Origin of the sequence: Kribbella yunnanensis (genome assembly GCF_039529655.1) — a bacterium.
Lineage (GTDB): Bacteria > Actinomycetota > Actinomycetes > Propionibacteriales > Kribbellaceae > Kribbella > Kribbella yunnanensis.
Genome location: NZ_BAAANF010000022.1, coordinates 242,528 through 267,101, shown reverse-complemented (window position 1 = coordinate 267,101; position 24,574 = coordinate 242,528). Strand labels below are relative to the sequence as shown.

At 67.0% G+C, this 24,574-nt stretch carries 24 protein-coding genes; 4 read left to right on the top strand and 20 right to left on the bottom strand.

Features of this window, described 5'->3' with window-relative positions:
* Positions 1 to 65 precede the first annotated feature (65 nt).
* Positions 66 to 524, bottom strand: a complete 459-nt coding sequence (locus ABD231_RS33085) for a group II truncated hemoglobin (protein WP_344160939.1) — start codon at positions 522 to 524, stop codon at positions 66 to 68.
* Between the two features lie 12 nt (positions 525 to 536).
* Entirely contained in the window at positions 537 to 1,415 is an 879-nt protein-coding gene (locus tag ABD231_RS33080; protein WP_425554233.1) for an aminoglycoside phosphotransferase family protein, read from the bottom strand.
* Between the two features lie 156 nt (positions 1,416 to 1,571).
* Here ABD231_RS33080 and ABD231_RS33075 point away from each other — a divergent pair, with 156 nt between their 5' ends.
* Positions 1,572 to 2,288, top strand: a complete 717-nt coding sequence (locus tag ABD231_RS33075) for a hypothetical protein (RefSeq protein WP_344160933.1) — start codon at positions 1,572 to 1,574, stop codon at positions 2,286 to 2,288.
* Here the strand turns inward: ABD231_RS33075 and ABD231_RS33070 are convergent.
* From ABD231_RS33070 to ABD231_RS33030, 9 genes are all read right to left on the bottom strand, one after another.
* On the bottom strand, positions 2,285 to 3,061 hold the full coding sequence (locus ABD231_RS33070; RefSeq protein WP_344160930.1) for a siderophore-interacting protein: 777 nt from the start codon (positions 3,059 to 3,061) through the stop codon (positions 2,285 to 2,287). The genes ABD231_RS33075 and ABD231_RS33070 overlap by 4 nt on opposite strands.
* 118 nt (positions 3,062 to 3,179) lie before the next feature.
* Complete coding sequence (locus ABD231_RS33065; protein WP_344160927.1) at positions 3,180 to 4,220, bottom strand: hypothetical protein; 1,041 nt, start codon at positions 4,218 to 4,220, stop codon at positions 3,180 to 3,182.
* Positions 4,220 to 5,227, bottom strand: a complete 1,008-nt coding sequence (locus ABD231_RS33060) for a hypothetical protein (protein WP_344160924.1) — start codon at positions 5,225 to 5,227, stop codon at positions 4,220 to 4,222. The genes ABD231_RS33065 and ABD231_RS33060 overlap by 1 nt, the downstream gene beginning before the upstream one ends.
* A 2-nt stretch (positions 5,228 to 5,229) precedes the next feature.
* Positions 5,230 to 6,261 (bottom strand): hypothetical protein, encoded by a 1,032-nt coding sequence (locus tag ABD231_RS33055; protein ID WP_344160921.1) that lies wholly within the window; start codon positions 6,259 to 6,261, stop codon positions 5,230 to 5,232.
* A gap of 43 nt (positions 6,262 to 6,304) precedes the next feature.
* Positions 6,305 to 7,351, bottom strand: coding sequence for a hypothetical protein (locus ABD231_RS33050; RefSeq protein ID WP_344160918.1), 1,047 nt, complete (start codon positions 7,349 to 7,351; stop codon positions 6,305 to 6,307).
* Positions 7,352 to 7,450: 99 nt separating this feature from the next.
* On the bottom strand, positions 7,451 to 8,500 hold the full coding sequence (locus ABD231_RS33045) for a hypothetical protein (protein WP_344160916.1): 1,050 nt from the start codon (positions 8,498 to 8,500) through the stop codon (positions 7,451 to 7,453).
* Positions 8,497 to 9,543: a hypothetical protein gene (locus ABD231_RS33040; RefSeq protein WP_344160913.1), complete on the bottom strand. Its 1,047-nt coding sequence runs from the start codon at positions 9,541 to 9,543 to the stop codon at positions 8,497 to 8,499. Before ABD231_RS33040 ends, ABD231_RS33045 begins: the two co-directional genes overlap by 4 nt.
* Positions 9,544 to 10,587, bottom strand: coding sequence for a hypothetical protein (locus ABD231_RS33035; RefSeq protein ID WP_344160910.1), 1,044 nt, complete (start codon positions 10,585 to 10,587; stop codon positions 9,544 to 9,546).
* A 93-nt stretch (positions 10,588 to 10,680) separates the two neighbouring features.
* Complete coding sequence (locus ABD231_RS33030; protein ID WP_344160908.1) at positions 10,681 to 11,742, bottom strand: hypothetical protein; 1,062 nt, start codon at positions 11,740 to 11,742, stop codon at positions 10,681 to 10,683.
* Positions 11,743 to 11,929: 187 nt separating this feature from the next.
* Here ABD231_RS33030 and ABD231_RS33025 point away from each other — a divergent pair, with 187 nt between their 5' ends.
* The gene (locus ABD231_RS33025; protein ID WP_344160906.1) at positions 11,930 to 14,515 is read left to right on the top strand and encodes an AAA family ATPase; all 2,586 of its coding nucleotides are present in this window, start codon (positions 11,930 to 11,932) and stop codon (positions 14,513 to 14,515) included.
* Positions 14,516 to 14,520: 5 nt separating this feature from the next.
* Here the strand turns inward: ABD231_RS33025 and ABD231_RS33020 are convergent, their stop codons facing one another.
* The 5 genes from ABD231_RS33020 to ABD231_RS33000 all read right to left on the bottom strand — a co-directional run bounded on the left by ABD231_RS33020 (position 14,521) and on the right by ABD231_RS33000 (position 17,839).
* Positions 14,521 to 14,961, bottom strand: coding sequence for a type II toxin-antitoxin system VapC family toxin (locus tag ABD231_RS33020; RefSeq protein WP_344160904.1), 441 nt, complete (start codon positions 14,959 to 14,961; stop codon positions 14,521 to 14,523).
* On the bottom strand, positions 14,958 to 15,224 hold the full coding sequence (locus ABD231_RS33015) for a type II toxin-antitoxin system Phd/YefM family antitoxin (protein WP_344160901.1): 267 nt from the start codon (positions 15,222 to 15,224) through the stop codon (positions 14,958 to 14,960). The genes ABD231_RS33020 and ABD231_RS33015 overlap by 4 nt, the downstream gene beginning before the upstream one ends.
* A 200-nt stretch (positions 15,225 to 15,424) precedes the next feature.
* Positions 15,425 to 16,543 (bottom strand): endonuclease, encoded by a 1,119-nt coding sequence (locus ABD231_RS33010; RefSeq protein WP_344160899.1) that lies wholly within the window; start codon positions 16,541 to 16,543, stop codon positions 15,425 to 15,427.
* A 112-nt stretch (positions 16,544 to 16,655) separates the two neighbouring features.
* Positions 16,656 to 17,345 (bottom strand): hypothetical protein, encoded by a 690-nt coding sequence (locus ABD231_RS33005; protein WP_344160896.1) that lies wholly within the window; start codon positions 17,343 to 17,345, stop codon positions 16,656 to 16,658.
* Positions 17,342 to 17,839 (bottom strand): SigE family RNA polymerase sigma factor, encoded by a 498-nt coding sequence (locus ABD231_RS33000; RefSeq protein ID WP_344160893.1) that lies wholly within the window; start codon positions 17,837 to 17,839, stop codon positions 17,342 to 17,344. The genes ABD231_RS33005 and ABD231_RS33000 overlap by 4 nt, the downstream gene beginning before the upstream one ends.
* Before the next feature lie 81 nt (positions 17,840 to 17,920).
* Between ABD231_RS33000 and cysS the strand changes: the two genes are divergently transcribed.
* The gene (gene cysS, locus ABD231_RS32995) at positions 17,921 to 19,348 is read left to right on the top strand and encodes a cysteine--tRNA ligase (protein WP_344160891.1); all 1,428 of its coding nucleotides are present in this window, start codon (positions 17,921 to 17,923) and stop codon (positions 19,346 to 19,348) included.
* Positions 19,349 to 19,606: 258 nt separating this feature from the next.
* On the opposite strand, the gene ABD231_RS32990 is transcribed toward cysS, so the two are convergent.
* Positions 19,607 to 20,524, bottom strand: a complete 918-nt coding sequence (locus ABD231_RS32990) for a glycoside hydrolase family 16 protein (RefSeq protein WP_344160888.1) — start codon at positions 20,522 to 20,524, stop codon at positions 19,607 to 19,609.
* Between the two features lie 126 nt (positions 20,525 to 20,650).
* Here ABD231_RS32990 and ABD231_RS32985 point away from each other — a divergent pair, with 126 nt between their 5' ends.
* Complete coding sequence (locus ABD231_RS32985) at positions 20,651 to 21,352, top strand: GntR family transcriptional regulator (protein ID WP_344160885.1); 702 nt, start codon at positions 20,651 to 20,653, stop codon at positions 21,350 to 21,352.
* On the opposite strand, the gene ABD231_RS32980 is transcribed toward ABD231_RS32985, so the two are convergent.
* From ABD231_RS32980 to ABD231_RS32970, 3 genes are read right to left on the bottom strand one after another with little or no spacing between them, the layout of a single operon-like run.
* Positions 21,349 to 22,173, bottom strand: a complete 825-nt coding sequence (locus ABD231_RS32980; protein WP_344160882.1) for a carbohydrate ABC transporter permease — start codon at positions 22,171 to 22,173, stop codon at positions 21,349 to 21,351. The genes ABD231_RS32985 and ABD231_RS32980 overlap by 4 nt on opposite strands.
* Positions 22,170 to 23,126 carry a carbohydrate ABC transporter permease gene (locus tag ABD231_RS32975; RefSeq protein ID WP_344160879.1) on the bottom strand — a complete coding sequence of 319 codons (957 nt, stop codon included), beginning with the start codon at positions 23,124 to 23,126 and terminating at the stop codon, positions 22,170 to 22,172. The genes ABD231_RS32980 and ABD231_RS32975 overlap by 4 nt, the downstream gene beginning before the upstream one ends.
* A 3-nt stretch (positions 23,127 to 23,129) precedes the next feature.
* Entirely contained in the window at positions 23,130 to 24,392 is a 1,263-nt protein-coding gene (locus tag ABD231_RS32970; protein WP_344160876.1) for an extracellular solute-binding protein, read from the bottom strand.
* Between the last annotated feature and the right edge of the window lie 182 nt (positions 24,393 to 24,574).

Genomic DNA, 24,574 nt, shown 5'->3' with positions numbered 1-24,574 from the left:
CTGTATCCAACGACCAGTCCCGAGGTGTCCTCCTGGGGTGTTTGTCTCGTCAGCTACGGCGTTACTTAAGGCTGGTACGGCGGCGCTTCGCCCCAACCCCAGTGGGGGACGGGCGCCTTCGGCGGTGGGGTGGCGCCGGGCTGTGAGTTGGCCAGTGCGATCCGGGTGCCCCACTCGACGTACGCGACGAAGGCTGAGCGGAACTCGGGATCGTCGGGAAGCCCGGCCGGATCCGCGCTCGCGGCGATCAGTGCGGCCCAGCGGGAGCGCTGCTCTTCGGTGAGCTGGAGGCCGATGTGGTGCGACAGCATCGCGGGGTAGCCGCCGAGCTCCTCGGTGTAGCGGTTGTGGCCGCGGAACACCTCACCGAGCCAGAGCGCCACGTGCTCACGGTGCTGGTCGCTCATGTGCGCGAAGACCGGGGCGAGGATCGGATCGTCGAGGACGCGGTCGTAGAACACCTCGGTCAGGCGGCGCAGCGCTTCGTGGCCGCCGGCCCATTCGTAGAGCGTCGGAGTCGTCATGTAATTATGTAATCACAGCTTGAGGGCCGTGGCGATGACGAGTTGGGTCGGGTCGAACTCTTCGTCCCAGATCGTGTTCTGCAGGACGCGCCCGGCGGTCCAGGCGAGGGCCCGATCTCGGTCGATACCGGTGATCTCGATCATCAGGTCGAAGCGGTCGCGGATCGCCTGGTCGAGGTTGCCGGTCGCCACCAGGTCGTCCCAGCGGTTGTGCAACGCCTGAAACAGCTCGAACGCCGGATCGCCGGCCAGCGGCTTCGGGTCGATCACGAGCCACGGCTGCCGATCCGACGCCATCACATTGCCGTAGTGCAGATCCCAGTGCAGCAGGCGGTCGCCGGGCTCACTCATCACTTCGCGGACCTGATCGGCGTACCGGTGGAGGAGTCGCTGCTCCTCCGGGTCGGAGAGCTTGAGGTCGGCCGCGTCCTCGATCATCTCGGCCGCGATGTCGGCGAGCGTGCGGACCTCGGGTGGCGCCGGGATCAGGTTCAGGCGGGCCATCAGCTCGGCGAGGATGCGGGTGGCCTCGACGTGATCCGGTACGGCGTTCAGTGTGCGGTCGTGCAGGCGTTCGAGCAGCAGGGTGGCGGTCGCCGGATCGTCCTCGAGGACGGTGACCACGTCATCGGGCGACCAGGTGCGCAGCGCGAGCGCCTCGGCTTCGCTCTCCTCGTTCTGCGGCTGCAACTTGAGCATTGCCGGTGTTCCGTCCACTCGAACCACCGGGACGATGAGTGAGGCGGCGCCGTTCAGGAAATCGCCGGTGCGAGTGAGCTTCCAGCGATCCAGGTACTCGTCAAGCTGCGCCGGCAGCGCAGCCAGCCACTCAGGGGACTCGTCGTGGTGAGACTCGATCAGCTGCGGAGGAATCACGATCACCCTCGGCACAGTAGGCGGTGAGGCGTTCAGGTGCTCGGGGTTTACGGACCGCCCCCACTCACTAAGTGCCTCGGAGGGACCTATTCGGCCGGCGATTGAGCGTGGCGGGGCGGGTGCTGCGGGAGTTGGTGAGTGTTGGCGGTCCGGATGTGCTTGGCTCTTCACGTGACTGAGGTGGAGCTGAGGCATCGGCGGGTGCAGCGGGTTGTGGGGATCGTGTACGTCGGGATCCCGGTGGTGCTGCTGGCGATCGTGGCGTGGGTGAGTTCGCGCGGGCCGGCCGCGGCGTGGATCGGGTGTGTTGTGCCGGTGGCGATGCTTGGGCTGGGACTGTTTCTGCTGCCGAAGCATCGGTATCTGCCGCGGTGGTGGGCCGGGGTCGGCGGGATGTTCGGTGCGCTGACCGGGTTGGTCGCGTCGCTGTACCCGCTGGTGATCGGGGTGTGGTGGCCGGCGATTCTCGCGCTTCCGGCCGCGATCGTGGGGCTGCTCATCGGGCTGCTGCTCGCGAGGCGGGCGAACCTGGCGCTGCTGGTTCCGGTGGTGCCTGAGCTGGCGGAATCGCCGTACGAGCTGGTCTTTCAGTTGCGCGGCACGCCGCTCGCGACCGTCCTGCTCGGCGCGGACAGTGTCGAGATCCGGAGTTCGCCGACTGCGCGGGGTGAGGAGCAGATTCGGCGGTATCCGCTGAGTGCGATCACCGGGACGTTCGACGCGACGCTGAGTGGTGCGGAGCGGCTGAAGTTCCCGATCGCGTTGACGGTCGTGGGTACGCCCGGGCCGGCCGTGATCCTGCAGGCGTCCGGGGACGACTGGGTGTTGCCGACGAACCAGGCGGCGATCCTGATCGAGCTGCTGGACCGCCGCCGTACGACGGCCTAGTTGCCGGCCGCCGCGCGTTCCTTGGCGGCGGTCTCGGCCTTCTCGGCCTGCCAGCCGTCTTCGTTCTTGCCGACACGCCAGTAGCCGGACACCGAGACGCGGTCACGCTTCAGGCCGCGGTCGGTGAACAGGTGCTTGCGGATCCGGAAGACGAACCCGGCCTCGCCGTGCACGAACGCCTGCACGTCACCCTCGAGGAACGTGAGCCCCTCGACCGCGGCGACCAGGGCGTCACCGCGGGCGGCACCCCCAGCGCGGTGGAACCAGGTCACGTCGACATCGCTGAACTTCTGCTCTTCGGTCTCGTCCTCCACCTCGACGAACACGACCGCCTTGGCGCCCGTCGGCAGCTGCTCGATGGCCGCGCCGATGGCCGGCAGCGCGCTCTCGTCGCCAACCAGCAGGTGCCAGTCGGCCGCCGCGTCCGGTGCGTAGGCACCGCCCGGGCCGTTGTACCAAACGACGTCACCCGGCTGGGCGGCCGCGGCCCACGGACCGGCGATGCCCTCGTCACCGTGGTGGACGAAGTCGATCGTGAGCTCCTTGGTGGCCTCGTCGAAGGTGCGCACCGTGTAGGTCCGCATCGTCGGCCACTGGTCGGACGGGAGCGTCTCCCGGACAACGCCCATGTCGAGCGGCTCGGCGTACTCGACGCCGGGCTTGCCGAACAACAGCTTCACGTAGTGGTCGCTGGTGCCGTTGTCGACGAAGTCGTCGGCGGTGAACACGACCCTGATCATGTGGGGAGTGATCCGCTCGGTACGACGGACCACGGCCCGCTTACACGTGCGGTTACGGCGGGGTGCGGGGCTGGCCACTGTGATCCTCTCGCAGCGAAAAGTTAGGTCTACCTAACTCAGGCTAGCCCACGCACCCCAACCGCAGACAAACTCAGGTTCCGCGGATGGTGAAACTCTTGCTGGTGGCGGCCGTCAAGCTGTGGCACGCCGGGAACAGCACCCGGTACGGGATGTTGCCCTTGTACGCCGGCTGGGCGGTGAGCGTGTAGCGGTAGCTGACGTCGCGAACCTGCCCGGAGTTGACCGTTCGCCACTGGCTCGCGCCGTACAGCCGCTGCAGATGCACCGGGCACCGGTTCGAACTGCCGGCGACATTGCCGTTGACCGCGACCTTAGTGCCGACCGGAGCGCTGGTCCGAGCCGGGCTCGCCGCAACGGTCGGAATCCGCCGTGGGGAGTTGGCCCAGCCCTTGGCGATCGGGAACGGGTCACTGCCCGGGATGGTCAAGCAGGTCAGTGGGACGCTGGTCCGCTCGGCCGCGTACGTCCTGGTCACGTAGCCCGCGGTGTCGGTGAGGACCGTCGTCGGGCCGCCGAACTTGCACCCGGTGTCCTGATCGAGGGTGACCTTGATCCGGGTGCCGTACGGCTTGCCGGTCTGGTCGTTGATCACCGACCAGCGGAAGGTGTACGGCTTGCTGACCGGGCTCGGTGCGTTGAGCTGCTTGACCGTGATCCGCGGCTGGTTGGTGCCGGTCACGGTGAGCTTGGGACCGTTCACCACATCCGCCGGCTCATCGCCCGTCTCGAAGTAGAGATCGCCGGTGGTCATGACATAGCGGACCTGGAAGGTGCCGTTGGCGGTCGACGGTACCTTCAGCACACCGCGCCACTTGCCGTTGTCGGTCGTGCCCTCGTACCGGGTCAGCTCGGCGGAGTACAGGTCGTCGAGATGCCCGGTGCCACCTACCCGGTCGAGGATCGCGTGCAGGGTCTGACTGGGGCTCTCCCCCGGGAACTTGGCGTCGACCTCGACGGTGACCGGCACCGTGTTCAGCGACGAGACCGCCACGCTGGTCCTGCTCAGCCGGACGTCGGTGACCACGTCACCCGGTTCGGCATGCGCGGCCGGGGCGGCGCCGAGGGCCGCACCTGCGAGCGACACAGTGAGTACTGCACGGACTGCCTTCATCACACTCCTTGGATGTAGAACGGTTTGGTCGAGGCGGCCACGAAGACCCAGCAGGACGGGACCAGGACGCGATACGGAATCTTCCCCCGGTACGACGGTTGCGCGTTGAGCGTGAATCGCCCGCTGGTCCGGATCTTCGCGGAACTGACGGTCCGCCACTGGCTGGCGCCGTACAAACGCTGCAGGTTGACCGTGCAGTTGCCCTGCGGGGCTGAGGTGCCGTTGACCGGGACGATGGTTCCGACCCGCGCGCTCGTCTTCGACGGTGTCGCCGAGACCGACCGGGCGTAACTCGTCTGGACGACCATGCCGTAGTACTGCGCCGGGGCGACCGGGAAGTGCAGGCAGGTGTACTCGCCGTCGCCGCCCGTGTAGAGCACGCCGTCGGTGCCGGTCAGGATCGGGTCGCCCAGGTAGCAGCCGGCCTCGCCGCCACCGAAGGCCATCCGGACCCTGGTCCCGTACGGCTTGCCGGTGGCGGTGTCGGTCACCGTCCACTTGATCTTGAATGGCTTGCCGTACGGCGCCGGGTCCGGCACCTGAGCGCCGGTGACCTTCGGGATGTGCGTCCCCTGCACGGCCAGCTCCGCACCGTCGTACGGCGTCTCGGTCACCCACGGGACGAAGCGCCAGCCGGAGTAGCTCTGCGGGACCGCTCCGATCAGCTTCAGCGTCCCGTTCGCCATCGACGGCACGTTCACCACACCACGCCAGGTGGTGTGCTCATCGGTGCCGGAGACCCGCTGCAGCTCCGCGTAGAGATTGCCACCCGGCTTGCCCTGCGGCTTGAGAACCGCGGTGAGGACCTGATTCGGATCCTCCTTGAAGCTACCGGTCAGCGTGATGGTGACCGGAACGGTAGCGAGGCCGTTGACCGCGACACTCGTCTTGTTCATCGTCATGCTGGTGATCGTCAGATCCGGATCCGGCGAGGCGGATGCCGTCGTCGGCGCCAGCACCGCCCCGGCGAGCGGCAACACAGCCATTGCCGTGAGCAACTTCTTCATCGTCAGACTCCTCTGATCGTGAACGTCTTGCTGACTCCGGCGACCTTGTTGTAGCAGGCGGGGAGCTGAGCCCGGTACGGGATGTTGCCCTTGTACGCCGGCTGCGCGTTGAGCGTGAACCGGCCGCTGGCACGGACCTTGGCGGTGCCGACCGTGCGCCACGCGCTGGCGCCGTACAGGCGTTGGAGGTTGACCGGGCAGCCGCCGCCGTGGGTGACGGTGCCGTTGACGGGCACGATGGTTCCGACCGGGGCGCTCGTCCTCGACGGGGTGGCCGAGATGGCGGCCGGGCGCTTGACCAGGGCGGCGATTCCGCCGACCGGGGCGGGCTTGCCCGGGAGCATCATGCAGTGCAGCCAGTCGCCGTTCGGGGAGGCGCCGTACTTGAGGGTGATGTTGCCGTTGGCATCGGTCAGGCTGGTCTCGTTGCCAAGGCTCTCGACGCAGCGGTTGTCCTCGCGGACCCAGAGCTTCAGCTTGGTGCCGTAGGGCTTGCCGGTCTGCGAGTCGGTGACCGTGTACCGGATCGTCCACGGCTGGTTGTACGGCACCACCTTCGGCGTGATCAGCGCGGTCAGCTTCGGCACATGGGTGCCGTTCACCGTCAGGACTGGCGGGCTGGTGACCGGGTCCGGCTCGCCTGGTTCGGCGCCGTAGATGTACTCGCCCGAGTAGACGCCGTCCGGCTCGATGGTGCCGTTGGCGGTGGACGGCACGTTGAGTGTCCCCCGCCAGAGACCGGGATTTCCGTTGCCGTCGACAAGCTTCAGCGGCATCGAGAAGAACTCGTCCTCCGGACCGCTACCGCTCACGCGCTTGAACCGCACGTAGACGGACTCACCATGGCCGGAGCCCTCGACCGTGACGGTGACCGGCACGGTGTTGAGCGAGGCCACGGCGACCGTCGTACGACTCAAGGTCACCTTCGCCGCAACCACCTTGACCTCCGAGGCCTGCGCAACCGGCGCGGTCCCCAGTGTCATAAACGTCAACGGCGTCGCGACCAGCGCCGCCAGCAAGCGTCGGTTCTTCATGGGTCCAGGATGGGGGCTGGGGCGCGCCCCACTAGACCAGTACTCAGGTCCCGCGAATCGTGAAGGTCTTGCTCACGCCGGCCCGGTAGTTGTAGCAGGCCGGGAACGACACCCGGTAATAGATCAGACCCTTGTACGCCGGTTGTGCGTTCAGCACGAACTTGCCGCTGCCCTGCCGGACCTTCGCCGTACCGACGTTGCGCCAGGCGGTCGCGCCGTACAGGCGTTGCAGGTAGACCGGGCAGTTGGTCGGCGCGCCCATCACGACACCGTTCACGGGCACGATCGAGCCGACCGGAGCACTCGTCTTCGACGGGGTCGCCGTGACGATGCCGGGGCGGTTGATGCCGATCGACAGCCAGCCCAGCGGGGACGGGTTGCTCGGGAGCTGCAGGCAGTTCAGGTAATCGGCCAAGCTGGCGGGGTAGGACTTGGTGACGTAGCCGTTGGTGTCGGTCAGTGCGTTCGGACCGCCGAAGGCCTCCACACAATTGTTGTCGTTCTCCAGCGCTACCTTCAGCCGGGTGCCGTAGGGCTTTCCGGTCTGGCCGTTGATAACCGACCACCGGATCGAGTAACCCTTGCCGAACGGCACCGGGTCGGGAATCACCCGTGCGGTGATCTTCGGCTGGTTGGTGCCGACCACCGTCAGCGTCGGAGGCACACCCGGGACCGGCGTCGGGTCGGTCATGTCACCGCTGCCCGGCCAGTACTGCCCGACCATCACGCCGGTGAGCTCGAACTTGCCGTTCGCCGTCGAGGGCACGTTGACGATGCCACGCCACTTGCCGTTCGCTGTGGTTCCCGCGTACCGCTTGAGCGGGGTCGTGAAGAGGTAGCTCAGCTGGCCCGAACCGGCGGAGCGCTCGAGGATCCCGAACAGTGTCGTGTTCGGGTCGGCGTCGGGCCAGGTGTACTTCGCGTCGACCTCGACGGTCACCGGCACGGTGTTGAGCGACGACACCGCGACCGGTGTCGTCCTGATGATCCGGGCCGCCGTCACTGTCAGGTTCGGGTCCGGATCTGCCTGCGCGGTGGGGGCGCCCAGCACCAGGCCCACCAACGGCGCCGTGAGGAGCGCCGCAACCACTCGTCTTATCCGCATACCTCAGAGTGCTGCCGGACCACCCACTCCGCCTACATGCGCGCCCAACAAGTGCGCTATCGGGCGGAGCGGGTGGACCAGAACTCAGACTCCGGTGATGGTGAAGCTCCGGCTGACACCGGCCAGCGTGTTGTCACACTTGGGGAACTGCACCCGGTAGGTGCCCTTGCCCTTGGCCGTGATCGCGGCCGGCAGCGTGTAGCGGCTGCTCACCGAGAGCTTGGCGCTACGCAGCGTGCGCCAGGCGGTGGCACCCGACAGCTTCTGCAGGTTGACCGTGCAGCCGTAGGTGATGCCGGCGACATTGCCCTTGACCGAGACCGTCGTACCGACCTTGGCGCTGGTTTTGTCCGGCGTCGCGGCCACGACACCCGGCCGCGGCACGAGCTGGATGTGGTGGTCGATCGGGGCCTGTGTGCCCGGGATCAGCAGGCAGTTCAGCTTGTCGGCCTCGGCCGGCGCGTGCTGCGTGACGATCACGCCGGCGGCGTTGGTGAGCAGCGCACCTGCGGAACCCTTGGCCTCCAGGCACGCGTCACCCTTGGGGTGCAGCACCTTGAGGCGGGACCCGTACGGCTTGCCGGTCGTCGAGTTCAGCACCTGCCAGGTGATCGAGTACGACTTGCCGAACGGCACCGGGCTGACACTGAGCTTCCGGGTGATCTTCGGGATGTTCAGACCGTTGACGGCGAGCGACACTCCGGTCACCGGGTCGTTGTCCGGGGTCTTGGCCTTCAGCGACCGGTTCAGGACACCGGCGTACACGCCGTCGACGTCGAGGCGGCCGTCAGCCGTGGACGGGACGTTCACCTTGCCTTCCCAGGTGCCGTCCTTGCCCGTTCCCGAGATCAGCTTCAGCGGCTCCGAGAACACCTGGGTGCCGTCGGTGCGCTTGGAGTCGTGGCTGTTCAGCTCGACGTACATCGACTGGTTCGCCACGCCGAGCTTGTAGGTGGCCTTCACGGTGATCGTCACCGGGACCGTGTTCAGGCTGGAGACGGCGACCGACGCACGGTCGAACTTCACGGACTCGACCTGCAGGTCGAGCGGCTCGGCCTGAGCCGGTACGGCGCTGAGCGCCGTGCCCGCGAGGGTCACAGCGCCCAGAGTCGTCAAAATGTTACGAGTCTTCATGTACCAATGATCCAAAATGTCGGGCTCACCGCGGTCACATAGTTCGAACATGTGGGGAACTGCACACGGTAGGGAATCCTGCCCTTGTACGCCGGTTGCGCCTTCAGGGTGTAGCGCTTGCGCGAATCGGTCTTCACGGTGCCTACGGTCCGCCACGCAGTCGCGCCGTACAGTCGTTGCAGGTTGACCGGGCAGTACAGCGGAGCGACCTTCACGACGCCGTTCACCGGCACGATCGTGCCGACCGGCGCGCTGGTCCGCGACGGGACCGCGGTGACCACACCGGGGTGCCGGAGCAGGATCGACGTACCGCCGATCGGCGCCTGGCTGCCCGGGATCAGCAGGCAGTGGATGGCGTCGTCGGAGACCGTCTTGTTCAGGATGACGCCGTTGGTGTCGGTCAGCACGCTGCCCGCCCCGCCGACCCGCTCGACACACCCGTTGTCATCGGCAACGATGACGCGGAGCCTGGTGCCGTACGGCTTCTTCGTGTCCGAGTCGGTGACCTGCCAGCGGATCGTGACCGCCGTCCCCGGCTTCGCGATCGACGGTGTCGGGGCCGCGGTGAACTTCGGCTGGTGCACCCCGGTGACCTGGATCGCCGGCCCGTTCACCGGCGTCGGCGGGATGTTGCTGCCCGACGCCGGGTCGAAGGTGCCGATGTTGAGGCCGGTGATCTTCAACGAGCCGTTCGCGGTCGACGGCACGTTCACCTTGCCCTCCCAGACGGCGTTCGTCTCGTTCCCCGACACCATCTTCAGCGAGTCCGACCACAGGTAGTCGATATTCGCCGGGACACTGCCGCTCCGCTTCAGGTCGGCGTACAGGGGAGTGTCCGTGCGGGCCGGGTCACCATCGGTGATCGACCCCTTGACCGTGATCGTCACCGGCACCGTGTTCAGACCGGCGACCGCGACGCTCGGGCGATTGATCAGGACCGAGTCGACCGTGATGTCCGGCGGCTCCGCGTTCGCCGGTGCAGCTGTCAGAACCGCTCCGGCCAACGGGACCGCGAGCAGTGTGGCTACCAACTGTCTCTTCATTCAGACTCCTGTGATGGTGAACGACTTGCTGGAGGCTGTGACGTAGTTGAGGCAGGACGGCATCAGGACGCGGTAGGGGATCTTCCCCCGGTACGCCGGCTGGGCGTTCAGCGTGAATCGGCCGCTGGCCCGGACGGTCGCCGTACCGACGGTGCGCCACTGGCTGGCGCCGTACAGCCGCTGCAGGTTCGCCTTGCAGCCGACCGGCGGACCGGTGACCGAGCCGTTGACCGGCACGATAGACCCGACCTTGGCGCTGGTCCGCGAAGGAATCGCCGAGATACCGGACAGCCGCGGAACCTTGAAGTGCAGGCCGCTGGTCGCGTACGGGTCGGCGTACACGTCGAAGCAGTTGGCCCTGCTCGCGTCAGTTGCCTTGTACGACTTGGTGTAGATACCGGCCGTGTTCGTCTTGACCAGCGTGGTCTTGTCCGGACCGCACTCGCTGTCGACATCGGCCGTGATCGAGATGCCGTTGAACGGCTTGCCGGTGAAGTTGTCGGTCACTGCCCACTTGATCGAGTACGGCTTGCCGACCGGCACCACCTTCGGGGTCACCGTGGCGGTGACCTTGGGGTAGTGCCCGCCCTCGACGTCCACGCTCGGGCCGTTGACGACCGGCGTCGGCTCCCAGGCCGCGCCCGGCTCGACCCACCAGTCCGTGTAGACCTTGCTGACCTTGAAGGTGCCATTCGCGGTCGAGACGATGTTGAGAGTTCCGGTCCAGGTGCCGTCCTTGATCGTGCCGGCCGTCCGCTTCAAGCTGGTCGACACGATGGTGGTCAGCGGGCCGGGCCCACTGGTCCGCTCGAGGAAGACGTTCAGCCGCACCTGCGAGCTCTCCGGATGGTTCGCGAAACCGGCCCGCACCGTCACCGGGACGTGGGCGATCGCGACCCCGTGCACCGACACGTTCTTCGCGTCGATCTCGACGCTCTTCACGGTCAGGTCCGGATCAGGATCGGCGTACGCCGGTGCTGTCCCGATCACCGCGGTAGCGAGCGGAACCGCGGCCAGGGCGGCGAGGAGTCTTCGGTTGGTCATGGGTACAGCGTGCGGCCATCCCGGAACACCCACTAGACCAGAATGCAGCCGCCCCGGGTGGGGAGCACCCGGGGCGGCCGTTCGGACAACGGGTCAGAGGCCCGTGATGGTGAAGGTCTTGCTGATGAGTTCGATGTAGCCGCCGCAGCCCTCGGGGAGATGCGCCCGGTAGTAGATCTTGCCCTTGACCGCCGGAGTCGCCGTCAACGTGAAGCGGCCGCTGCTGCGCACCAAGGCGCTGCCGACATCGCGCCACTGGCTCGCACCCCTCAGCTTCTGCAGGTACACGCGGCAACCGGTGGCATAGCCGGTGAGCGTGCCGTTGACCGGAACGTTCGTGCCGACCTTGGCGCTCGTCTTCGACGGCACCGCCGACAGCACTCCGGACCGCTTCGCGTAGAACCGGTCGGTGGTAGTCGGGTAGGGGTCGACCCGGATCGAGCCGCAGATGTCGTCGCCCTGCTCGGCCGCCGTGAACTTCTCGATGTAGTTGCCGGCCGCATCGGTCTTCACCGTGACGCCGTGGGTGGCAGTCTCCTGGCAGGAGAAGCCGTTGCCCAGCTCCAGCGGAACCGGGGTGCCATACGGCTTTCCGGTCGCGGAGTCGGTCACCATCCACTTGATCGAGTACGGCTTGCCGGCCGGTACGACGGCCGGCGTCTGCACGTGGCTGACCTTCGGGATGTGCGTACCGGTCACCGCGATACTCGGCCCATCGAACGCGGTCGGGTCATCGGGCATGCCGCCGCCCATGTCGCCGTACACGCCGTCACCGACGCCGGTCACCTTGAAGGTGCCGTTCGCGGCGGAGCCGACGTTCAGGACGCCGGTCCAGGTGCCGTTCTTCAGCGTGCCGGCGGTGCGCTTCAGCGCGACCGTGCCGATGTCGTCGATGATCCCCGAACCGGCGATGCGGTCGAGGTAGACGGTCAGGACGGTGTTCTCGTCCTGTGGGTCGTCGGAGTTGTAGCCGGCCTTGACGGTCACATCGACCTTCGTCACGGCCAAGCCGGAGACGGACACTGCCGTCTTGCTGAGCTGAACGTCGCTGACGCTCAGCTTCGGGTCCGGGCTCGCGTTTGCGGGAAGTGCGCCGAGCAACAGCGCCCCCAGGGGCGCTGCGAGGAGCGCCGCCATTACTCGTTTGGTTGCCATGACATCGACAGTGCGGGTCTCACTGGCGACATACCAAGAGAATTAGGCCAGGTCTGCGCGATGGTGTCGGCGAGTAGACCAGTACTCGTGCTCCGTGGGCTGTCGACAGGTGCTGTTCGGGCGATCCGGGGTCGGTGTTCACCCGGTGGTCATGCGGCGACCGGGTCCGGTCCGCAGGCTGGGCGGCATGAGCCAGGTCTTCGGTACGCCGCGGCTTCCGGCGCACGCGGTCGCGCGGACCGACCGGCTCGGGCGGGCGGTCACGCTCGCGCCGGTGCTGCCCGAACGGCGGGCGATCCTGTTCACGGGACCGCCTGGGGCGGGGAAGACCCGCGAACTCGACCACGCGGCCGAGTTGGCTGAGCGGCACGGCTGGACGGCGATCCGCGTCGAGGCGTCGGCGCGGGAACCGCTGGAGCACCGGTTTACTCGGGCGATCGGTGCGGATCTTGGGAAGCTGCGGCGGGAGTTCGGTGGGTTCCGGGTCCGGAAGCTGCGTCGCGCGGTCCGGGACCTGACTCAGCGGCAGCGGAAGGTCCAGCACGGGGCCGAGGTGCGGATCGGTGGCGGGCCGGTGCAGTTCGTCACCAAGAAGCAGTGGGACGCGACGCCGTTGGACAACCTCGGAACGACACTGCACGACGTCGCCGACCGACTCGGTGAACTCTCGCCGGATCGGCCGGTGCTGCTCATGGTCGACAACGTCGACGCGGCGTCGCCGTACGACCTGGCCGGGTTGAGCGAGCTCGCCGAGCATTTAGAGAACAGCGGACGCCCGGTCTGGCTGGTCGCAGCCGGCGGCACGATGACCACCAGCAGGTTGTTGGCCGCCTCCCAACGAATGCCCTTCGAACTCCGCGAGCTCGCTCCCCTGTCCGACCCCGAGCTGACGTCTCTTCTCACTGTGCCGTTGGATCGAGCCGGTATTCCTTATGAGCAAGCCGGTGTGTCTTCGTTGGTGCGCTCAGCCAACGGTGATCCTGGCCGACTGCGCACGCTCGCCGATACGGCCCTCTCGGCGGATGGCATCACGGCTGGAGGTGCCGCGGCGGCGATCGAGCGGGTGCACAGTCGTTCCGCCGTTCTCTACCAAGCCCGCTGGGACAAAAGCACCAACCCCCAGAAGGCGGTGCTGGCGGCGGTCGCCGCTGGTTCGCCGCTCGCCGACATTCCGGGCCAATGGCAACAACTAGACGAAGCCCGCCAAGAACTGGTCGCCCGAGGCCTAATCCGCGAAACCACAGACCAACCAACCATCACCGACCCCGGAATGCACTCCTGGCTCAAAAAAACCCTCACCCAACCAGCACCCCACCTCCCCCACCACCCCTCGCTGGCTCCAGCCGCCAGCATCACTTCCGCCGCGAGCACCCCAGCCCTCACAAGCTCCGCTTCCCCCGTGAGCACCGTTTCCCCCGCAGCCCCTCCTTCTCCCGCGAGGACCGCCTCCCTCGCGAGCACCTCCTCCCTGAAGGCCGGCGCAGCCGGACCCGGTTGGACGGCGGGACGAGTCCTCGGTACGACGCGGGCGCCGTCGTACACGGTGGATCGCAAGGACGGGGAGGGCCGGCCGATCTCGCTGGATCAGCGGGTGCCGGGCGGGACGACCGTGCTGTTCACGGGAGAACCGGGGATGGGGAAGAGTCGCGAGCTGGATCGGGCGCAGGGGCTGGCGGCTCGCGAAGGGTGGATTGCCGTGCGGGTGGAGGCGTCGTCGCGGGAGCCGCTGGAGAACCGGTTGATTCGGGCGATCAGTCAGGACCTCGACACGGTGCGGGAACACTTCGGTGCCAGCGCAGCGCGCACGCTGAAGAAGGATCTCGACCAGTTGGCCGGCCGGACGAGACGGCCGCAGGCGGGGAACGAGGTGCGGGTGGGTGTGCCCGGCGCGTTCCAGGTTGTCGCGAAAGAACAGCACGAGTCCGAGGAACCAGACGAGGTCGGCAGCAATCTGAACGAACTCGCCGACCGCCTCGGCGCCATCTCAGCCGCCAAAGGCGAACCGCTCCTGCTCATGGTCGACAACCTCGACAACGCCTCCGACCGCGACCTGGTCGCCCTGACCGAACTGTCCGCCCGCCTGGAACAGAACCGTCAGCCCGTCTTCCTGATCGCCGCCGGCAGCAACCAAACCACCAGCCGCCTCCTCGAAGCCTCCGGTGGACAAGCCGGCATCGAAACCGACGTCGTCACCCGCTTCGACATCCGCAAGCTGGAACCCTTCACCGACGCCGAACTCCGCCCCGCCCTCGCCGAGCCTCTCCGCCAGGCCGCCGTACCGCACACTCCCGAAGCCGTAGACCACCTGGTCCAAGCCGCCAACGGCAACCCCGCCCGCCTCCGCGCCCTCGCCACCACCGCCCTGGACCTAGCCGACCCCACCACCGGCCTCACCACCCCAGGAGCCCACCAGGCCACCACCCGCCACAACGAGTCCTCCCGCCCCCTCTACGAAGCGGCCTGGCACAACTGCACCCCCGCCGAAAAATCCCTCCTGGCCCAAGCCGCCCAAACCACCACCGGCATCCCCTTGCCCCCAGCAACAACCTCCCGCTGGCCGGTCGAATCCGCCGCCACCCGCCCCCTGACCCAAGGCCTCCTCCGAGCCACCCCCACCCACCTGACCCTCGCCGACCCCGGCCTCCGCACCTACCTCCAAACCCGCCTCACCCACGCCGCCCCACAACCCACCAACCAGCTAACAACAGCAAACGGTCGCCCCACCCCGAGAATCCCCGAGCGAGGCGACCGCTCACTAAAGCTCAATCGCTGATCCGACTAATGGGTTGGCATCGGGGCATTCACGTCCGCAAGGTGCATCCCGAGATTCGCTCCGGCCTTGAGCAGCCGCCGATCGCCCGACACGAAGATCAGGTCCGGCTGACGGGCACTCTCTGCCGACGCGCACTGCAACGCGTCATACGGCCGCAAAGCCTGCAGCGAGGTCAGCCCTGCGGCCCTGCGCACCAGACTGCCGGTGATTTCAATGGTGTTGAGTTCCCGCCAGTAGGCGTCGAGCTCACCGAGCGCCTCGGTCGCTCTGGACTCGGTGATCCGTCCAGATCGAACCGCCTGTGCCAGCGCGCCCGCGGCCTCGACGAAGGTCACCTCCGTGGTCAGCACGTCGTCAGCGTCGTCCCACAACTGACGGCAAACAGGGGAGCTCGGCTCGGGAATCAGTAACGGAACGAGCGCGGCGGTGTCGAAGTAGCAGATCATCCGCGCTGCTCCGATACCAGGTCGCTCACGATCCCGCCGGCCTCGCTCGGGATGCGCGCCCGACGCTTGGGCCTGAGCGGCGGGCGAACCAAGCCTTCAGCGATCAACTGCTGCAACCTGCTCGGTCCGCCGACGGGGCTGATCTGAGCGATCGGCTTGCCGTGGTCGGTGACGGTGATGGTGTGTCCCTCGCGCACGTAGGCGAGGTGGCGACTGAGTCCGTCGCGGAGCTCCTTGATGCCGATGTCCATCAGATCATCCATTTCTACTGCTGGCGTGGCCACTTTTCCTCCTTTGATACTAGCCACAATTTGTGTCTGAACCCACTGTGACGGCTCTGAGCGATGGCTGGGGAGGGCAGATGGCGGGGCATCTCGGGGCAGATGATGCAGCGATCGGCCCGGATCGGGGCTCGATCCGGGCCGATTTCGACGAAATCCGGGGCATCCAGGGGCAGATGGGCCTACGGCCAGATGGAGGTGATCCATTCGGGGTGGTCGATGAAGGGGTTTCGGTTGTGTTGGTAGGTGGTGTAGATGACTTCGTTGCGGCGCTTTTCGAAGGCGTCGGGTGGGTCGGCGGCGGACCAGGCTTTGAGGACTGTGAGTTTGCCTATGTAGGGGGCGCTGCCGTTGTTGACGGAGTTGTTGGGCTCGAGGTTCGGCCAGCCGTCGCCGCCTTCGTAGCGGACGGCCATGTAGAGGATCATTCGGGCTACGTCGCCGCGGACTGCCGCTCGCGGGGCGAAGGAGTCGCCGTCGGCGGTGCAGCCGGGGCATTCGGTGACGGTGGTTCCGCCGTTGTCGAAGTCGAGGTTGCCGCGGGCTGAGTTGACCGAGACGTCCTCGGGGCGGAGGTGGTGGATGTCGGTGCCGGGGCCGGTCGCCGTACCGAAGTCGCCGTGGGACTTGGCCCAGACGTGTTCGCGGTTCCAGTCGTTGACGCCGCCGCCGTTGGTGGACTTGCTCTGGGAGCGGCCGGAGTAGAGCAGGATGACGTTGTTGGCGTTCGCCGGGTCCTGGTCGGTGTCCTTGAGGGCGTTCCAGACCTGGTCGTAGGACAGCTTGGTCTGGTCGGAGATGATCGTGTGCAGGGCGGCCTTCAGGGCGGCGCCGGTCTTGCCTGCGGCGGGGGCGTAGTAGTCCGACGGGTCACCGGGATCCGTCGACCCGCCGCCGCCGGTGAAGGCGGTCGCGTCCTTCAGGCCGGCGTGCGAGAAGTACGCCGCCAGGGTGCCGGTGACGGTGATCTGCTTCCCCATCAGCCCGGGGTTGCTCTGCAGTCCGTACGACGCGCGGAACGTGGCCGGGATCTGCACGTACAGCATCGACCCGGTGCTCGTCTGACTCGCGGAGTCCGCGAGGGCGAGGGCGTAGTCGTTCGGGAAGTTGCTGCGGACCACCGTGCTGGTGGCGGTCGGCTGGCCGACCACGTACCCGGTGACGGAGGCGGTGGAGCCGTCCTGTCTGCCGATCGCCGTCGCAACGGTGATCGGGGTCGCGGCGGTCGACGGCGTGATACCGAAGCCGAGGAGCGCGAGGACGGCGGTGAGGATCAGGACCGGGCGGAGCGAGCGTTGCACAGCGACTCCCAGGGCGGATGGGATCGGTCGCCTGTCATCCTGCCCGCCCGGCTACTGCCGCGAAACGTCTCAGCGCCTGAAGATTGCCGGACGATCCGGCAAACCGCCGGGGTCAGCTCAGGTGCACGCGCCCGACCGCCACCGTCGACTTCCCCTCGAGGTAGACGAGGTACCACCCGCCCGGCATCCGTTTCCCGTCACAGCTCGTGACCAGGAACGGTACGTCGTCCTTCCACTTGGACTGACCGGGCTGCAACACGGTGCTATCCCGAGCGAGCGTCACCTTCGCCCGCCCGAGCACAGTGCCGGCCTTGCCCTTCTCCTGCGCGACCAGGTAGTCCTGCGGCGGGTTCCCTCCGTAGAGCGTCACCTTGGCCGTGTTGGTCACCTTGACCGACAGGGTTCCGCGCCAGCCGTCACCCTCCCGCTTCATCGTCTCCTGCATCATGCTCTGCGAGACCAACAGCTCGGACGTACCGGACCGACCCGTCACCACGACACTGCTGCCACACCGCAGCCCGTCACCACTCTTCGCGGACGTCGGGCCGCCCGCCGGCTTGGTGGGTCCCCCGCTCACCGGCGGCTGCTCCACAACCGCAGGTCCAGGCAGTACGGCGTACGCACCGATAGCGAGCGTGGTCGCCACCGCGACGCCGCCCACGCCGACAGCGGCCGAGCGGACGCGCCGACGGCGACGGATGTGGGGGAGCAGTGCACTACCGTCGACACTCACGTTCTCAGCCTCGGCGGCCGCAGTACGGAGTAGCCCCTTCAGATCATTCAACGCAGGCAGGTCGGTCATTTCATCGTCTCCTCGGGTACGGCGAGCCGGGTGGCGAGCTTGGCGTGGGCATCGGCCAGGTGTCGCTTGACCGTGCCTTGTGCGCAGCCGAGCTGTTCCGCGATGTCGGGGACGGTCAGGTCCTCGTAGTACCGCAGCACCACACACGCCCGCTGCTTGGGCGACAGCGTGGCCAGGGCCTGCCGTACGACGTCGGTCAGCAGCCGGTCCTCGTCATGGTGCTCAGCCGGGTGGACCAGCAGGTGCTGCTTGGCTCTCCACAGTCCGGCCCGCCGGCGGCCATCGACGAACTGGTTCAGCATCGCCCGCCGTACATAGCCCTCGAGTTGGACGACGTCGCTCCCGACGCGCAGCCGGCCGAAGACCTTCAGCAAGGCGTCCTGGACCAGATCCGCGGCGGCGGCCGACTCACCGGTGAGCAGGTAGGCGTACGCGCGCAGAGCGCCGCCCCGACCGGCCAGCAGTTCTTCGAAGGCTCGTTCCCAGTCAGCCATCCGCACCCGTTCTCTCGGTTCAGCTTTCGAAGACCAAGACGATCCAGAGTGCCTGACCGTTGGGGGCACTAAAATCCGCGGATGAAGCTGTACAACTCCCTAGGGCGCCGGACCGAGACCTTCACACCAGCTGATCAGGGCCTGGTTCGCCTCTACAGCTGTGGGCCGACCGTGTACAGCTACGCGCATATCGGCAACCTGCGCGCCTACACCTTCGCCGACACACTGCGCCGAGCCCTGCTGTGGAAGGGCTGGCAGGTCGAGCACGTCATCAACATCACCGACGTCGGTCATGCAGTGGCCGAGGCGGAGCTGGGCGAGGACAAGCTCGAGGTAGCCGCGGAACGGGAACGCCGTACGGTCGAGGAGCTCGCCGAGACGTACACCCAGGCGTTCTTCGCCGATCTGGCCGCGTTGAACATCCTGCCCGCCCAGCACTACCCGCGGGCCACGCACTACGTGAGCGAGATGATCGCCTTCGCCGAGCGGCTCGTCGACCGCGGCTTCACCTACGAGATCCCTTCCGGTCTGTACTTCGACACGTCCAAGGACCCCGGGTACGGCGCGTTGGGTCTCGTCGACGCGAGTGGTCAACTCGAAGGGGCCCGGGTCGAACAGGTTCCGGGCCGGCGAGCGAAGACCGACTTCGCGCTGTGGCGGGCCGAGGCGCCGGGTCAGATCCGTGCGATGCGGTGGAATTCGCCGTGGGGCTGGGGCGCACCAGGGTGGCACCTCGAGTGCTCGGTGATGAGCATGGAGCTGCTCGGTGAGCACTTCGACATCCACACCGGCGGTGTCGACCACCGGCAGCTGCATCACGTCAACGAGATCGCGCAGAGCGAGGCCTACCTCGGCGACGGCAAGCCGTGGGTACCGCTGTGGATGCACAACGAGTTCCTGCGGCTCGGTGAGGCCAAGATGGCCAAGTCGGCCGGCAAGGCGCTGACGATCAGTGAGCTGCGGGATCAGGGCTATCACCCTCAGGCTTTCCGGTTGCTCCTGCTCGGCGGCCACTACCGCACCCAGCTCGACTTCACGCTGCCTGCGCTCGACAGCGCCCAAGCCACCCTGCGGAAGTTGGTTCGCCGAGTCAAAGCCCTTGGACCGCTGCCGGAGGTCGAGACCGCCGAGCAGGCGTACGCCGCAGCGGGCGACGACGCGACTCGCGCCGTACTCGCCCAGATCGACGAAGCGATCAGCACGGACCTGAACACGCCGCGGGTGCTCGCCGTACTGCAGGACGCCTTGCGGGACTCGGCTCTATCGACGGCGAGTCAGGCCCTGATCGTCGCTGCGAGCCACGCGGTCCTGGGCCTGCCATCCGGCGACCTCGACTTCACCAGTACGGCGGACGTCGACACGGCCGCGGTGGACAAACTGGTGGCGGAGCGGGAGCTCGCTCGGGCGGCGAAGGACTTCGCCCGGGCGGACGCCGTACGGGATGAGCTGAAGAGGCTCGGCGTTCAGGTCACCGACACGCCGGAAGGCCCGGTCTGGGCCCGCGTTTGAGTCGGTGGGGCGGTGAACGAGTGAGTGTCGTTCGCCGCCCCACCTAGGTGGGTGGGCCCCCATCAGGCCACGGCTCTCACCGCGGGCTGCTTGCCCATCCACCAGTGAGGTGCCACTGGCGGGCGGTACCTCACCGATCAAGTACGGAGGCGTCCTCCGTCGTGGCGTGGTGCGGACGCCGTTTACGGACCGTACTCAGTCCGGCACAGGTTGTCCATGCCCAAAGCAGCCATCTCACACAATGACCCGGTTGCTGACTCAGCAGCTGATGTTGTCCTGGTGCGTTGTGCCTGCAGAGCGGAAGTTGTTGACGCGAGTGGTGATCTGGGCAGGCGTCAAAGTTTCGTTCTTCGCGTAGTAGACCCAGTCGGCCGACTGCACATACGAGCTGGTGCTTCCGGTGTGGCCGTCCAGGTCGATGAACCACTGGTTGTAGTTCAGCGTCATCGGCCGCCGCGGGTAGACGTTGCGACCGGCGTCGTCCGTGGTGTGGTCCGCAGCCAGCGCACCGTCGATGTAGTACTTCACGTGCCCGCCAGCGACCACGGTGACCAGCGTGTGCCAGCCTGCGTGGCTCCAGTTGCGCACGGTGGTCTTGCGCCAGCCGTCGAACGGATCCGCCTGGTACGTGTTCCAGCTGGTGATGAAGTTGACCGGTCCGGTCTCTCCCCAACCACCGTTCGGCAGGTACTCCGAGATGTCGAGCTCCGAGTACGTCGGCTCCCAGTCGTAGTCGAGCGGGGAGATCGTGTAGAAGGTCTGGTTGACGTGGTCGCCGTCGTTACCGCTGACCGGAGTGTCGCTGAACTTGAACCGGGTCGCGTACGTGCCCTCGAAGAATCGCAACCGGTTCTGCTGGACCTGCGCCTGCGTGGTGCCGCCCGTCGTGCCATTGGTGGTGGCCTTGAGCTGCAGCGACTTCTGGCCGTCGACGGTCGGGAAGCTGACGTTCGCGGCGGTCCAGGTGTCCGGGATGCCGGGGCCGCCGGCGCCGGTCCGGACACTCCAGTCGTGACCGGTGAAGTTCGGGTCGGTCCGCGACGAATAGTTGAAGTCGTCGAAGAGCGCACCACAGGCCGTCGTACCGGCGCTTGCGGTGGTGGCGGTGGTTCCAGCGGCCAGAGCAGCCAGTACGACGAGGGCGGCGGTCGTTCGCTTCGTACGTGATCGAGTCATCGGAGTGGACCTCCTTCTCGGGGCGGGGTGATCTTTCCGTAGGTTGGTCTATCCAATTGGTAAAGTCAATGCGTAAAGCAGGTTCGGAAATGCCGGGACGCGGTTAACCACTGGTAAGGTTTCGTCATGAGACGGACCGAGGCGCGGGACCAGCTGCTGCGGCTGATCGAGGAGCGCAACCCCGGTGAGCCGCTGCCGTCGGAGCGGTCACTGAGCGAGGTGCTCGGCGTCTCCCGGCCGACGTTGCGGGCGGCTCTCGACGACCTGGCGCGCGACGGTCTGGTCATCCGCGAGCACGGTCGCGGCACCTTCACCAGCGCCCGCAAGATCCAGCAGGCGCTCGAGCCGACCGCGTCCGGCGACTACCAGGCACCGTTGGCGGAGGGGTCGCCGTGGCCAAGTCGACTGCTCAGCTTCGAGGTCGGTCCGGCCGGTGCACGGCTCGGCCACAAGCTGGAGATGTCACCGGTCGACGACCTGGTCACCGCGCTGCGGCTGCGGCTCGTCGAAGGTACGCCGATGTGCATCGAGCGGATCCGCATCCCGGCCGTGTTCGTTCCCGGGATCACCGGTCGCGATTTCGAGCTCGGTTCGTTCTACGGGCTGCTGCGCTCGCGGTACCACGTTGCGCCGAAGGATGCCGTACAGACTGCGGAGCCGACCGTGACGGACGCTGACGAAGCCGAACTGCTCGGCGTACCGGTGCACTCCCCGGCTCTGCTCTTCGAGCGCACGACGCGGAACGCAGACCACGCCGTGATCGAGTACACGCGCTCCATCTATCGCGGAGACCGGTACCGGATCACGACGCGGCTGACGTTTGACTAGCCCTTCACTGCTCCGGCCGCCACACCAGAGGTGACGCGGCCCTGGAGGACCAGGAAGATCAGCAGGACCGGGAGCATGAACAACGTGGCCGCGGCCATCGTCGCGCCCCAGTCGGTGCCGAAGGTGTTGCTGAACGACGAGAGCCAGACCGGCAGCGTGCGCTGGTCCTGCTCCTTGATGATCAGCAGGTTCGCGAACGCGAACTCGTTCCACGCGGTGATGAAACCGAACAGCGACGTGGACAGCAGTCCCGGCGCGAGCAGCGGGAACACGATCCGCCGGAACGCCTGGAACTGGTTGCACCCGTCGACCTGCGCGGCCTCCTCGAGATCGGCCGGGATCGCGTTCAGGAATCCGCGCAGTGTCACGATCGTGAACGGCAACGTCATCATGAAGTAGATCAGCGTCAGCATCGGCAGCTTGTCCAGCATGTCGGTGTCGCGCGCGATCACGTACATCGGGATCAGCAACGCCTCCCACGGCGTCATCTGCGCGACGAACACCATCACGATGAACGCCTGCCGGCCCTTCCACTTCAGCCGCGCGACCGCGAACGCGGCCAGGCACGCGACCACCAGAGCGAGCAGTACGCCGGTGATCGCGACGAACGCCGAGTTCCGCCAGAACAACCAGAAGCCGTCGGCGTTGACCGCCGTACTGAAGTGGCTGAAGGTGACGTTCGTCGGGAAGAACGACGGTGTCTCGGCCTGGATGTCCTTGGTCGGCTTGAACGCCGTCAGCACCATCCAGTAGACCGGGAAGACCGCGAACGCGAAGACTCCCAGCGCGATCACGTTGAGGACGATCCGCTTCGGCTTCACAGTTCGCCCTCTTCCTTGAACAGCTGCCGGAAGTAGGCGAGCAGTACGACGGTCAGCAGCAGCACGGTGACCATCGAGATCGCGGCACCGAGGTCGTACCGGTTCAGCGACTGCGCGATCTGGTAGGCGAACACCGGCAGTGTCAGGGTCGCGTCACCCGGTCCGCCCTGGCTGATCACCCAGATCTGCACGAAACTCTTGAAGACCCAGATCACCTCCAGGCACAGGATCAGCCCGAACATCGGCCGCAGGATCGGGAACGTGATCAGCCCGAACATCCGGATCGGGCCCGCGCCGTCCATCGACGCCGACTCGTAGATCTCCTTCGGCACTGTGGTGATCGCGGCATACAGGGTCAGCGCCGCGAACGGCACCGACTGCCAGACGATCATGATCACGATGATCGCGAACGTCGACGTACCGTCCGCGAACCACGCATAGCCGTCGTACTGGGTGAACCCGAGCTGGACGAGCACCCAGTTGACCACCCCGAGCTGGGACTGGAACAACCACTGGAACACAGTCGTTGCCGCCAGCACCGGAATCGCCCAGGCCAGCACCAGGCCGCCCATCACGAGGAAGCGCATCCACTTGCCCAGGGCATCGATCAGCAGCGCGACCAGGGTGGCCAGCACCATGATCAGTACGACGTTGATCGCGGTGAACGCGAAGGTCCGGCCGACCACTGACCAGAACTTGTCGTCGGTGAAGATCTCCCGGTAGTTGTCGATGCCGACGAACTCGGCGCCGCCGCGGATCAGCTGCGCGATCCCGAACTTCTGGAACGAGATGACCAGGTTGCGGATCAGCGGGTAGATCAGCAGGTACGCCATCCCGAGCACGGTCGGCGCGATGAGCAGATAGGGGAGAACCCGCGGGCGCCCCCGCCGGGCCCGGGCCGGGGGTTCCGGCTCGGGGGCGGGGGCGGTCCGCTCGGCGAGAGCGACAGCCACGGTCTACTTTCCGCTGTTCAGGGCCTCGGTGATGATCGCGTCGGCCGCCTGGGCCGCCGCGGCCGGGTCACCGCCGGTGAGCACCTTGGTCTGGTACTCCTTGATCGGGTTCTTGGCCTCGACCGCGGCCCAGTTCGGCGAGTTCGGCGTCGCCTTCCCGTTGGCCGCACCGGCCGCCATCGCGCTGGTGCCCTCGTCACCGGTGACCTGGGACGCGAGCGCCTTGCGGTTCGGCACGTACTTCATCGACTTGGCCAGGTCGACCTGCCACTTCTCGCCGGCCAGCTCCTTGATGAAGGTGAAGGCCGCGTCCGGGGCGTCCGACGCCTCCGGCACGATCAGGTCCGAGCCGCCGGTGAAGACCGCACCCGGCTTGTCGGCGGTCTTGCCCGGGATCGGGAAGAAGCCCAGCTTGTCCTTGAGCGCCGGGTTCGCCTGCGCGATCAGCTCGGCCGCACCCGGTACGGCGATCATCTGCGCGACCTTGCCTTGCGCGAACACGTCGGTCTGGGTCGGCTTGGCCTCGTCGGAATCCTTCGGGCCCTTGCCGAGCGCCTGGATCTGCTTGTAGAACTCCATGCCCTTGAGCGCTTCGGGAGAGCCGAGCGCGCCCTTCCACTTGTCGCCCTCCTGGACCGCGAGGTCGCCGCCCTCGTCCCAGATGAAGCCGGACAGCACGTAGAAGTTCTGGCCGGGCAGGTAGATGCCCTGGTTGCCGCCGGTGTTCAGCTTGGCGGTCGCCGCCAGCCACTCCTCGCGGGTCTTCGGCGGGGTCTTGATCCCGGCCGCCGCGAACAGGTCCTTGCGGTAGACGACGACGCGGTTCGCCGCGTAGTACGGAATGCCGAACTGCTTGCCCTCGTAGTTGCCCGGGCCGGCCAGACCTTCGATCCAGTCGTCGCCCTGCAGGTCGGCCTTCTTGTCGGTCAGGTCGCGGACGCCACCGGAGGCCGAGTACTGCGCGACCTGCGTGTTCCCGACCTCGATCACGTCCGGCGCGTCCTTGCTGGCCAGCGCACCGATGATCTTCGGGCCGATCCCGTTCCACTCCTGGATCTGAACGTTCAGCTTGACGTCGGTGTGCTTGGCGGCGAAATCATCGGTGAACCGCTTCAGGAAGTCGTCCGAGACGCTCCCCTTCATCAGCCACACGTCGATGGTCTTCGGCCCGGAACTTGCTGCGTTCTTGTCGCCGGACCCACACGCCGCGAGAGCGGTGAGCGACAGGGCCGCGACTGCGGCCACGGCAAGCGAACGGAACTTCATGGATCACCCCTGGTATGAACCTGTTCCTGCAGAGGCCCCGAGAATTCCCCAGGCGTGACTGACGGGTCAATAGTTCAGAAGCGTCCGTTACTATTCCGTGAGAGCGTGTACGCGGTGGAATGTGCGGACTTGGAGGCCTAAACCGGTCAAATCACGCAGCATTGGTTGCACATGATGCAACC